Source organism: uncultured Shewanella sp. (genome assembly GCF_947495455.1).
In the GTDB taxonomy this organism is placed as follows: Bacteria; Pseudomonadota; Gammaproteobacteria; order Enterobacterales; family Shewanellaceae; genus Shewanella.
The window spans coordinates 1-12,223 of sequence record NZ_CANLZC010000136.1 but is presented as its reverse complement, the minus strand read 5'-3'; the positions used below and the strand labels follow the sequence as shown (position 1 = coordinate 12,223).

Annotated in this window: 12 protein-coding genes and 1 riboswitch; of the genes, 10 read left to right on the top strand and 2 right to left on the bottom strand. The window is 41.0% G+C overall.

Annotation, left to right across the window (positions count from 1 at the left end; genetic code table 11):
- The first annotated feature begins 353 nt into the window (after nt 1–353).
- Nucleotides 354–550: riboswitch (TPP riboswitch) on the top strand.
- A gap of 121 nt (nt 551–671) precedes the next feature.
- The 9 genes from Q0791_RS22660 (at nt 672) to Q0791_RS22620 (ending at nt 9,160) form a co-directional block, all read left to right on the top strand.
- Nucleotides 672–2,822: a TonB-dependent receptor gene (locus Q0791_RS22660; RefSeq protein ID WP_299011445.1), complete on the top strand. Its 2,151-nt coding sequence runs from the start codon at nt 672–674 to the stop codon at nt 2,820–2,822.
- 172 nt (nt 2,823–2,994) lie between these two features.
- Entirely contained in the window at nt 2,995–3,255 is a 261-nt protein-coding gene (locus Q0791_RS22655) for a hypothetical protein (RefSeq protein WP_299011444.1), read from the top strand.
- An 11-nt stretch (nt 3,256–3,266) separates the two neighbouring features.
- Nucleotides 3,267–3,902 (top strand): nicotinamide riboside transporter PnuC, encoded by a 636-nt coding sequence (gene pnuC / locus Q0791_RS22650; protein WP_299011443.1) that lies wholly within the window; start codon nt 3,267–3,269, stop codon nt 3,900–3,902.
- A 51-nt stretch (nt 3,903–3,953) separates the two neighbouring features.
- The gene (locus Q0791_RS22645) at nt 3,954–5,009 is read left to right on the top strand and encodes a phosphotransferase (protein WP_299011441.1); all 1,056 of its coding nucleotides are present in this window, start codon (nt 3,954–3,956) and stop codon (nt 5,007–5,009) included.
- Between the two features lie 83 nt (nt 5,010–5,092).
- Nucleotides 5,093–5,935 carry a DUF6279 family lipoprotein gene (locus Q0791_RS22640; RefSeq protein WP_299011439.1) on the top strand — a complete coding sequence of 281 codons (843 nt, stop codon included), beginning with the start codon at nt 5,093–5,095 and terminating at the stop codon, nt 5,933–5,935.
- Between the two features lie 223 nt (nt 5,936–6,158).
- Nucleotides 6,159–7,142 carry a hypothetical protein gene (locus Q0791_RS22635; RefSeq protein WP_299011437.1) on the top strand — a complete coding sequence of 328 codons (984 nt, stop codon included), beginning with the start codon at nt 6,159–6,161 and terminating at the stop codon, nt 7,140–7,142.
- A gap of 330 nt (nt 7,143–7,472) precedes the next feature.
- Nucleotides 7,473–8,066, top strand: coding sequence for a DoxX family protein (locus tag Q0791_RS22630; RefSeq protein ID WP_299011446.1), 594 nt, complete (start codon nt 7,473–7,475; stop codon nt 8,064–8,066).
- A 100-nt stretch (nt 8,067–8,166) separates the two neighbouring features.
- Nucleotides 8,167–8,715 carry an NAD(P)H nitroreductase gene (locus Q0791_RS22625; RefSeq protein WP_299011436.1) on the top strand — a complete coding sequence of 183 codons (549 nt, stop codon included), beginning with the start codon at nt 8,167–8,169 and terminating at the stop codon, nt 8,713–8,715.
- A gap of 40 nt (nt 8,716–8,755) precedes the next feature.
- Entirely contained in the window at nt 8,756–9,160 is a 405-nt protein-coding gene (locus tag Q0791_RS22620; RefSeq protein WP_299011435.1) for a hypothetical protein, read from the top strand.
- Nucleotides 9,161–9,244: 84 nt separating this feature from the next.
- On the opposite strand, the gene Q0791_RS22615 is transcribed toward Q0791_RS22620, so the two are convergent.
- Nucleotides 9,245–10,321: a ketoacyl-ACP synthase III gene (locus Q0791_RS22615; protein ID WP_299011433.1), complete on the bottom strand. Its 1,077-nt coding sequence runs from the start codon at nt 10,319–10,321 to the stop codon at nt 9,245–9,247.
- Nucleotides 10,322–10,520: 199 nt separating this feature from the next.
- Nucleotides 10,521–11,186, bottom strand: coding sequence for a GntR family transcriptional regulator (locus Q0791_RS22610; RefSeq protein WP_299011432.1), 666 nt, complete (start codon nt 11,184–11,186; stop codon nt 10,521–10,523).
- Nucleotides 11,187–11,471: 285 nt separating this feature from the next.
- Between Q0791_RS22610 and gmhB the strand changes: the two genes are divergently transcribed.
- Complete coding sequence (gene gmhB / locus Q0791_RS22605; protein ID WP_299011431.1) at nt 11,472–12,023, top strand: D-glycero-beta-D-manno-heptose 1,7-bisphosphate 7-phosphatase; 552 nt, start codon at nt 11,472–11,474, stop codon at nt 12,021–12,023.
- The last annotated feature ends 200 nt before the right edge of the window (nt 12,024–12,223 follow it).

The window sequence follows — 12,223 nt, the reverse complement described above, 5'->3', positions numbered from 1 at the left end:
GAACCCGTATATAAGTTCGCATTTACTCATTTTACTGAACAAAAAGGTTGATTACTCACGGGAGTCCATATAAGAGATAAGGAAGTTGAAAAGGCTGTTAAACAGGGATGATGTTTGTTTTCGTTTGAGCCTATAGGGCTAAAAATGTTCTCGACATTTTAAGGCATTCCCTGCTATCCATGCAGTTCAGATAGCTCTGTCTGTATCTCTAGAGGGATTTGCACAAAAGCTCACCGCAGGTGAGAGATAAAAATAAAGTATCCAAATACAAATACCCTTTAACAAAAAATGATATGTCTTCATTTGAAGGTGCGATATTTCCTAGTAACTTCACGATGATCCAGTATATAATCCCGCCCGCCAAGGGGTGTCTTGTTATTTTTTATAGTGTCTTTAGCCCAAGATGTTACTAGTGTCGCTGACAACGGCAGTGATGGACGCATCAAGTTGTGTGCTAAAACGTAAAAATAATTTTGACTGAGATGTGAAATACAAACCCTTAGAACCTGATCCGGCTTATACCGGCGTAGGAATGGGCTAAAAATCAGTGAAGACACGCTAACCGTCAGTGCGTGACGTGCAAAGCGTGGGTCGTCTTCAAGCTGAATTCATGACATTTCCAAAGCGCTTTTTTATACCCGCCGGATCTCATAATAATAATTTGAGGTCCCATGTTGAGATTACGTTTTTCTCCTATCGCTTTTTTCGTTGCCGCTGTTGCAGCTCCTTACTCTGCCTTTGCCGACACAGATGAGCCGTCGTCTTCAACTCCCGATGAGGATATGGAAGTCATGGTGGTGACATCCGATTTTCGTGGCGCCAAGCTTGAAGATGTGCCTGCCAGTGTCACTGTTATCGATCAACAGCAAATGCAAGATGAAGGCGCCCAGCATTTTGAAGATATTTTAAATTCGGTGGCCAATTTAAATTGGTCTGGTGGCAGCTCTAGACCTAAATATTTTCAAATTCGCGGAGTCGGTGAGCAAGAAGAATATAAAGGCGCACCTAACTCTTCGGTGGGTTATATCATCGATGATATCGATCTATCGGGCCTTGGCATGGTGTCCAGCTTGTATGATCTGCAGCAGGTGGAAGTGCTTCGCGGCCCACAAGGCACCCAATACGGTGCCAATGCTTTAGCAGGACTGATTTATTTAAAAAGTAACGATCCCACATTTGAGCCTGAGCATGGCCTTGAGGCGTCGGTTGGCAGTGACGATTTACGCACCTTTAGCGGTTACAGCAGTGGCGCGGTGACCGATAGCGGCGATGTGCTTTATCGCGTCTCTGTGCAGCAACATAATCAAAATGGGTATATGAATAATCAATATTTAGGCCGTGATGACACCAATGCGCGGGATGAGTTTACCGGACATGGCAAATTGCGCTGGTTTGCTACTGATGAGTTACAGTTTGATTTAAGCTTACTCTTTGCTAATTACAATAATGGCTATGATGCCTGGACACTGGATAATAATGGCGAGAATACGTTAACGGACACGCCCGGTGTGGATGAGCAAAAAACATCGGGTGCAAGTTTAAAAACCACCTATGATGGCTTTGAGCAATTTGAGCTCACCTCATTGACCTCAATGGCAAAAACCACCCATACATTGTCTTATGATGGTGACTGGGCGAATCCTGACTATTGGTCGGCATTCAGTTGTGACGGTGAGGCCTGTGATTACAATTATTTTTGGGGTAAAACGGGCCATAGGCAAACACTGACTCAAGAAATTCGGCTCAATTCCAATGACAACAGTCGTTTATTTTTTGATTCTACCGACTGGTTAGTCGGCGTCTATTATATGGACTTGACCGAAGATAATGATCTTTATTCCGAATACAATACTTATCCCGATGAAGTGTTGCAGTCAGATTATGACGCCCAAAGCTATGCCATATTTGGTCAGCTGGATACTGATTTAGGCAATGGCTTTTTATTGTCTTTAGGCTTACGCCTTGAGCGTCGCTTTAGTGATTACAGTGACAGTAATAAAGAAACCTTTGCACCCAATGAAACCCTATGGGGCGGACATGTGTCTCTGAGTAAAGCGTTTTGGGAACATCATGAAAGTTATATTCGCGTTGCGAGAGGTTATAAAGCGGGAGGCTTTAATATGTCGCTTCCCAGTAGCTTTAGTGATAAAACCCAGTTTGACAGTGAAACCTTATACAATTACGAAATGGGTCTTAAATCCAGCTGGCTCGATGGCGATTTGAGTTCTAATGTGGCGCTGTTTTATATGGACAGACAAAACCAGCAAGTATCGGCGTCTCAGCAAGATCCCGATAATCCACAACGTTTTATTTTGTATACGGAAAATGCAAACACGTCACGTAATTATGGCGCCGAGCTTGAAACCAATTGGTACGCGACGGACAATCTGGTGTTGTACTCAAGCTTAGGTTGGCTAGAAACCGCTTATGGGAATTATGTTTATCAAGATAAGTATGGCAATGACATCGATTTATCGGGCCGTGAACTAGCCCACGCCCCTAAGTTCAGCTACAGCTTAGGGGCCACGTACCGCACCGATTCCGGCTGGTTTGCCAATGTCACTAGCTCAGGTAAGAGTGCGTTTTATTATTCTGATAGCAATGATTCACGCTCCAGTGCTTATCAAATTTACAATGCACGTATTGGTTTTGAAGCACAAGATTGGGCCGTGTATTTGTGGGGCAAAAACCTGTTTGATGAACAATATGGCACAAGGGGTTACTATTTTGGTAATGAGCCGAATCTAGACTGGAGTACCAAGCAGTATATACGTTATGGGGATCCGCGCCAAATTGGTTTAACGGTGAAAATGATGCTCTAGTAATGCTATGATGAACTTAAGCGAATAAAAGCAGGTTGATAAAAAGGCCGATAAAAGCCAGCCAATAAAAGCAAGTAGGCAAAAGGATGAGCCTTTATTGGACCTTGTCGGCTTAAGTGAATATTGAAGGCCTTACATTTAAATAATTGGACTGAATAAAAGAGGAAATCCAATGAAATTAACCGCCGAGATCAGTTGTTATCCCCTACAAGATGATTATATTGCGCCAATAAAATGGTTTATTGACCGAATTGATCAATATGACAATATTGAACGTAAAACTAATGCCACGGCCACCCAAGTGTGCGGAGAGTATCAAGCCGTGATGATGATGTTAGCCACAGAAATGCAGGCTGCCCATGAGAAATGGGGCAAAACCATCTTTGTGTGTAAATTCATTGACGGTCAGTTAGATTTATCCCATTCCCGATAGGTTCGAAAATAATGAATGAAGTCTTGCCTTGGTATAGTGTATTAAGTGACATGCAAGCCATGACCCTATGGGAAGCCTTAGCGGTCATCTTTGCATTGCTTTATTTGGTGCTTGCGATGAAACAAAGTCGATGGTGTTGGATCGCCGCCTTTGCCAGTACTTCTATTTATACGGTGATTTTTTGGCACGTGGCGCTGTTAATGGAATCGGCGCTGAATTTTTATTATATTGGCATGGCAATGTATGGCTATTGGGTATGGACCCAAGGGGGGGATGAGCATAAAGGCATAGAGATCACGTCATTGCCATGGCTCACCCATGGAAAAATCATTGCTGCAACAGGCATAGCGTCTATCGTTGTGGGTTATTGCATGGCACATTATACCCATGCGGCCTTTCCTTATTTGGATGCGGCAACCACCTGTTTTGCTGTTGTCACTACGTATTTAGTCGCCAAAAAAGTGTTAGAGAATTGGTTATACTGGGTTGTGATTGACTTAGTTTCTATCTATCTTTATTTTAGTAAAGGACTGATGTTAACATCTCTACTCTTTGTTTTTTATGTTATTCTTGCTATTGCGGGCTTCATTGCTTGGACTAAACGTTGGCGGTTAAAGCAGTTAACGGATCCTGTGGCCTTGGCTTAAGTGAATGCGCTAAAAAACGCCCCACAGCCCAAAGAGAATAAAAAGGAAGCCATGTCTATTTGCCCGTTAATGTCGGCTTTGCACACTGAGCTGAAAACAGTAGAGCTGACATCTGTCAGCTTAATCGCCGCTTTGAGTCAAGGCTTGAGTAATCACAATTATTATATTCGCGGTCAACGGCAAGGGAGCGATAATGAACAATGGGTGCTGCGGGTAAACAGTCAGGCCAGTAGCCAGTTATGCAATCGAGCCAATGAAGTGGCTAATTGGACATTAGCCGCCCATCAAGGCTTGGCTCCAGCACTTGAGGTTGTTGCCACTGACTTTTCTTGTTATTTGAGTGAATTTATTGAACAAGATAGTCTTGATTGGGCAACGATGGCCAGTGCTCAAGGCCCCCATCCATTGAAAATAGAGCAAGTGCATCATGCTGATGCCGATACCTTGTTATTGTCTCTTTTAAACAGTCTACAGAGCTTGCCATTACCTAAAAATGTGATGAGCATGACGGCACAATGGCAAGATTATTATGATGTGCTTAACACAATGTCAAAGAGCCTGAATCAAGGCCAAGCCCAATTTCTGACTGTTTTTAAGGCGCATTTCAGTGCACAGAGCCACAAATGGCAGAGTGCGTTTGAAGGTTTAATGAAAAATAAATCTCTGATCAATGAGTGGTTACAGCAAGTGGAAGCGTGTCTTATTAATAATCAGTTTTGCCATAGAGATTTAAATCCTCATAATTTGCTTTTAAATCAAGGTCAGCTGTTTGCTATTGACTATGAATATGCCTGTGCCTCACACCCTTTATGGGATTTGGCGGGGGTGTTAGCGACCCATAATTTGTCATCAATCCAGCGACATAATTTAATACTCGGTTATTTGCAAGATCATCCTAACTTGACCCAAGACGCTTTTCAGGCTGTGCCTTCATCCATTCATTTATATTGGGTATATTCGGCTTGTTGGGCGTTGATGATGGCGTTTTCTTTTTTGAAAGAGGGACAAAAAGTGGTACAAGAGAGCAGGAATAGTGATGAGTATGTGGCTAAAGTGGACGAGTATTTAAATTATTTTGAGCAATTCATACAGTATTCGTCCTCTTAGTCATATTTGATGAGCTAAGTTGATGAACTTATTTGATGAACTAGGTGATATAAGTGGTATAGGTTAAATCAAGGGAAGGTACCATGAAGAAGGGATGGCTGAGTTTACTGTTTATTCTCATATTAACAGGGTGCTCTACAAAAACCAGTTATTATTTTTTAGACTGGATCATAGAGTGGAAAGTCGAGGAGTATGTCAGCCTCAATAGTCAGCAAAGTCGACAATTAGAAAAGGCACTGGATGATTTTCTATATTGGCATCGCTCAAATGAGCTTATTCTGTACAGTCGGCAACTTCAACACATCTCCAACCAATTAAAGCAAGGCGCATTGACACCCACTCTTTGGCTCAAAGAAGTCAATCAAGCCAAAGCCCATGGATATCGAGCTTTTAAAACTTTACTTCCCAGTATCACACCGATTATTGCTTCTTTTTCTGACAAGCAAGTGATGGAGCTTTTAGATAATATTGAACAAAACCAACTTGATTTAAAAGCCAAATATATCGATAAGTCAAAGCAAGAAGTGCTAAATGATGCCGATGATCGAGTACAAAAGGCGTTTAAAAAATGGCTAGGATCTTTATCTCAAGCTCAAAAAAAAGCCATTCATGAATTTAATTTGCAAAGAGTGTTAACTTTTCCTCAGTGGCAAGTATATCGACAAGTTTGGTTGGAGCAATTCGCATTAGCCTTAATGAAGCGTCACGATCAAGTTTACCTCAGTAATAGGCTCATGACTTTAGTGACAAAATCGGATCAGTTTAAATCGGAGCAATTACAAAAAGATTCCACAAAAAATGTGACCGCTTTTGGCGCGTTACTCATTAAGGTGCATGACTTGGGATCAGTGAAACAAAAAAAACGCTTTAACAAAAAGCTGGATGAGCTAATTAATGATCTGGCCCAAATGAGTCAGAATATTTAGTGTTAAGTCAGTACTATGAGTATAAATGCATTATAAGCGGGAAAATAGCTAAAAAAGATATTAAAACATCATACTTGGGTAATTCAACAATTAAACGAAATACTGGGTGATGCCACCTCTGGGACATAGTTGACCCTTTTGCGAAAGTCTATACTTACTAATCTAGTGAGGTAAGATTGCAGTATTTTAGACTTGATAAGTCATAGTGGGTGGGGGGTTATGTATGAAACTGATGAAAAAAAACATACTGATCGTATTGTTTATTGTTATAAGTTTTCATTGCCAGTCTATGCCACAATTAGTCATTACTAATTACCAACAGATTTTTATTCCAGGGTTTACAATAAAGGGTGAACTCCGTATTGCAATACGTCAGTTTGATAATAATGGTCATTTGTATTATCTGATCGTTAACCCGTATAATTTTGTTACATCTATTGTTAAAGTTGGTAGCTTGTACTCTCGAAACCCAGTCAGCGATACTTCATCTCATCCTGGTTATTTTCAATGGGAGGTGATTAAGGAAACACCATATGTTAAAGCCTTATGGTCATTTACAAAGTATCATCAATTAGAGAATGATGGTTTAACACACGCAGAGCATTCAGTTCAACATAGTCTTTTTTTAACTGTGGACATGTGTCCTTCTATCAAACCTTTTGAATCAAAATTTTTTCAGGCTTTAGTCAAAAAAGGTAAGTTAATACAGGGGGGATTTCCTGTTGCAATATCGATAAGTGGCCTTTGGATACTCGGACATGAACAAGAATTTCAATGGTTACTAAAAATGCAAAGCCAGCATTTATTGAATATCACATGGGTTAATCATTCTTTTAGTCATCTTTATTTTGCAGATTTGCCGAATAAAAATAATTTTTTATTATTTTCTCAAACAAATCTAGATAGTGAAATATTAACATCTGAACGATTATTAATTGAAGCACATCAAACACCATCTGTATTTATACGTTTCCCTGGACTCGTTGCTAATAAAAATCTTATGCGGAAAGTGCGTCATTATGGGCTAATTCCATTGGGTGCAGACGCATGGCTTGCCAAAAATGAGGATCCCATTAATGGTAGTCTTATTCTCGTCCATGGTAATGGTAATGAGCATGAAGGTATTGAAAAGGTTATGCCAATTTTACAAGAAGATTGGCACTGGCTGCCCATCGATAGAGCATTTTTAAATGGAAAAAGCAACTGATTTTGGTTAATCGTGTAGCAATGAGGGTGTTCAATATTCTGTGTCAAGGAGATCATTTAAATATCCAGCACGTTATCTAAACATTCTTCAAAATAAATGGCCAGTTGAGATAAACATCAGCGCCAATTGTGAATGGGTATCGTCCCAATTTTGATCTTCTATCGTATTAAAAGTCGCGATGCAAAGTGTGTGTGATGCAAGATTTTACTTTGATGTCAGGTCTATTAGTACACTTGGCAATAGTCAATCCATACTTGTTTATACTTAAGCTCATTGAAAATGGACTCTCAATGGACATACATAATAACGTGGAAGGAGAGTGGCATGGGAATGCAGAACACGCGAGTTTATCAAGGTTTTTTAAAAGTCATTGCGTATGGTGAAGGTTTAGCACCGCTGGCGTTAAGGCTTTATTTAGCGCCGGTATTCATTCAAGCAGGTTATAACAAGTGGCTGCACTTTGACGATACGGTCGCTTGGTTTGGAAATACTGATTGGGGGTTGGGATTACCTTTTCCTATGTTATTAGCCGCTGCGGCAGTGCTGAGCGAGTTGGTGGGGGGGCTGCTATTGGTGATAGGTCTAGCCACTCGATTGATTGCCATACCTTTAATGATCACTATGTTAGTGGCAGCCTTTAGCGTACATTGGGAAAATGGCTGGCTTGCGATTGCGGATCATACCTCTTGGCTTGCTAATGAAGAAGTGTTCAATGCTGCAGAAAAACTTAGCCGTGCTAAAGCGATTTTGCAAGAGCATGGTAACTATGAATGGTTAACCAGCTCAGGCAATATTGTGATCATTAATAATGGCATTGAGTTTGCCATCACCTATTTTTGCATGTTGTTGGTGTTATTCTTTATGGGCGGCGGACGTTATACTAGCTTGGATTATATTATTGGGAAACGCAATGGATTGGCGTAATTTTGTCGTTTGCGTGAAAAGTGGTTAAATGAAAGGGATTTTTTGAGCCGTCTTTGCTATGCTGCTTGCCATATTGGCTTTAAGAATAAGGGTTTTACTTGTGAATGCATTAGATTTGTTGCTGACTCGCCAGTCGACGCCGCGATTAACGACACCTGAGCCGACAGAGGAGCAATTAGAGGTGATCCTCAATGCGGCGGCAAGAGTGCCAGATCATGGGGCATTAACGCCTTGGGAATTCATTATTGCTCAGAATGAGGGTTTGAATAAACTTGGTGAGATCTTTAAGCAAGCGGCACAGATAAATGGCAGTGATGAGGCTTTTATTGAAAAGGCGAGCAATATGCCTAAGCGTGCCCCTATGGTGATCACTGTGGTCGCGAAGGTACAAGATCATCAAAAAGTGCCCGTTTTGGAGCAACAGTTATCGGCAGGTTGTGCTGTGATGGCTATGCAACAAGCGGCCTTTGCTCAAGGCCTTGGTGGAATTTGGCGAACTGGCGCATTGGCGTTTAATGACGATGTACACAAGTTACTGGGTTTGTCTGAGCAAGATCAAATAGTGGGCTTTTTATACTTAGGGACACCTGTGTTAACTGCACCTGTGAAAGCGTTAAAATCGGGTCAAGAGTATGCCCGTTATCTTTGATAAGATTTTATAATAATTAAAAGTGAAAGGAATGAAAGTAATGCGATCAAGCATATTGTATTTATTGGTGGGGATGATAGGGGGCCTAGTCACCAGCGCACATGCGGATGAGGCCGATGTGGCATTTTCAAAAGAGCTGAGCGAATGCAGCGCTTATTATGATATTGCATCGAGCACGTTAAAGGAAATGAATGTTCCGCAAATGCAGAATATTGCTGATAAGCTTTTCAAATCGAAAGAAGCGTCTTTGAAGATGGCTGAAAAGTATCAAACACCGGAGAAAGTCAAACAGCAAATCGATGAGGCGAAAAAGCAGCAATTAGCATTATTACCTAATGATAAAAGCTTAATGAGCTTGATGGAGCAATATAGGCAACCTTGTCAATCTTACTTGGCTCAGCCGGAGAAAAGATTAGCCTATTGGCAGATGGCGACAATGCAATGATATAATGAATTGACTGATATGCTAGATGAAAACACCGACATAACTGTCGGTGTTTTCATTAGTTTTTAAATTAATCTATTGGCATTATTTCGCATTTCGTTTGCAATAATAATCTACTGCCTTGCTGACCAGTTCAACACCCGTTTGTTCGCAAGGAGGCAGAGCAGCATCGGATGTCTTAATTGGCGTGACTCTATTTCCCCATTTGATTAATGCGGCTGCGGAGGTTAACCCTGCGCCAAAGGCACAAGATAAAATCGTTTGACCCGGTTTGATTTTTCCTTGCTCCAATGCATCACAAATCGTGATGGGAATAGTTGCTGCCGAGGTATTACCATAATTGGCAATGTTGACTATGGCTTTTTCCTTTGGAATTTTCATGCGATGTATCAAAGTATCGATAATACGTTCATTAGCTTGATGAGGGATCACCCAATCAATATCATCTTTTGTCATCTTACATTTTTCAAGGACTTGAGCACTGAGTTTGCCCATGCCTGCTATGGCGCGTTTGAAAATTTCTTGGCCATTAAATTCGATAAAGAAGTTTAATGATTCAGGATCAAATTTATCCATTCCTGTGCCAAATTGAGACTTCAAAATGTCACGTCCAGTGGGATCGTTATTCAGCTCATAACCTAAGATACCGCCTGGTGTGTCGGTGGATTCAACTACGACCGCACCGGCACCATCCCCAAACAGTACGGCGGTGTCGCGCTTAGACCAATCAATGAAAAAAGACAGGCGTTCAGCACCGACCACTAAGACTTTTTTACTTTGCCCACTTTGAATTTGCGCATTGGCTAATCCCAGAGCATATAAAAATCCGCTACAAGCAGCATTAATATCAAAAGCGGGGCAGTGTGCGCCAATATTGGCTTGTACCGTTGAGGCAATATTGGGAATGAAGGTGTCAGCGGTGGCTGTGGCTAAAATGATCATATCAAGTTCATCGGGTTCAATGCCAGCGGCGGCTAAAGCATGTTTGGCTGCCACCGATGCGAGCTCAGAGGTATTGACGTGACTGATATGGCGTTGACTAATGCCTGTACGAGGTTTTATCCATTCATCGGATGTATCGATGAAGGTTTCAAGATCATGATTGGTCAAGATGGCGGGGGGAACACATTTTCCCCAGCCTGTTATTGTTGCGTACTGCATTAGGTATTCTCTCAAATATTAGCTAAGGGAATGAGCTTAACTTTTTTTGTTTAAGCACTTAATTTGTCTCTTTTACTCAACTTATCAAAACGTAAGAATATAGTGTATTAATCGTTTCAAAAGTCATAAGTGAACAACAAATCAAGTTAGATTGTATTGTTTTTACGCTAAATATTAATTACTCAATAGTCTATAAAGGTTATTGAGGTTGGACTAATTGACGGATTGATTCTGCAGCCTGTAAAATATGTTGCCTAAGTAAGGTGACGGCAGCATCCACATTTTTTTGTTTGCAGTAATCGAGTAATTCTCGATGCTCTTTCTCTGCTTGGGCTATTCCCCCCGCGAGTAAGAGTTGTAAACGTATGTAGCGATCACAATTCGTTTTAAGTCCTTGCACCATATCTAATGCATAAGGGCGATTGGCGGCTTGGTATAAACTGGTATGAAACTGGCGATTGAGCTCGCTCCAGCTACTGACCGATTGTTTTTGTTTTAAAGCAAACTCAAGCTCAATTAAAATGCCTTCAGCTTTCTCAATATCTTCATCTTGCATATTCATAATGGCTTTGGCAAGTAATTCAGTTTCTATGAGTGCTCTAAGTTCAAATAATTCGGTTACCTGTTCAACAGAGAGCTCAGTGGCTGTCGCCCCTTTATGGGCTTCAAATCTCACTAAGCCCTCTGCTTCTAGTTGCAATAAGGCTTCTCTAATGGGGATCCGGCTCACGTTGAGTTCATCAGCAAGGGCACTTTGTCTGAGTGGCTCGCCCGCTTTTATGTGACCGGATAAGATTTTCTCCCTCAGTACTTCGACCACGACCTGCGTTCTTGTTTTGTGGATGATAGGGGGATTTATACTCATATAGTCATTATTTAAACTCGAAATTCTAACTTGACAGAATACCGTTTATTCCAAGATAAATAAAGGTGAATAGCGGCGTAATTCTAAAGCAAACATGATAATAGCGAATACAGCAAATACATTTTAATGAAGGAAATCAATAGAGCTGCTGATAAGATGTGACTCACAGAAGCATTATCGTCATGTGAATTAAATAAAAGTGGGATCCTATAAAAAGAAAAGAGTATAATTTTATTCATTAAACATGTAATGCGCTTCAAATATTAACCTTGGAGAATTTAAGCTGTGGATCGAGCAGTATTTCTAGATCGAGATGGAGTGATCAATAAAGATCATGGTTATGTATATCAAGTGGACGACTTTGAATATATAGAAGGGGTATTTGAGGCCTGTTCATCGCTAAAGGCAATGGGTTTTAAGCTTGTGGTCGTGACTAATCAGTCTGGAATTGCAAGAGGTTTGTATACAGAAGATGATTTTCATCAGTTGACTGAGTGGATGGATTGGAATTTTGCTGATAAAGGTGTCGATTTGGATGGCATCTATTATTGTCCTCATCATGAGACGGCGGGATCAGGTGAATATAAGCGTGAATGTGATTGTCGTAAACCCAAAGCGGGCATGTTCAACAGTGCGTCGCGGTTTCTTAGCCTTGATTTAGGCTTATCGGTAATGGTAGGTGATAAGCGTGATGATATGCTAGCGGCGCAGGCAGCAGGTATCCCTATTCGAATATTAGTCAAAACAGGAAAAACGGTAACGGAAGAAGCCATAGCGGCATCGACCTTTGTAGTGGACAGCATCGCCGATGTGCCTGATTATCTCGCTTCTCTATAAAGAATAAGGATATAAGAGAAGTTTATTGCTTTACACTATTTAATTAATGGGTCGATTTAGCTTATATAATTACCCCCTTTGTTTAAACTTTGGGCGGTTGGTGGCGTTTTTTTATATTTAGCCAAAAAAGCCCTTGCGCTAATTTCAAATCTCCCTATAATGCGCACCCACTGACACGGCAAAGCAGCTTCCTGTAGGTA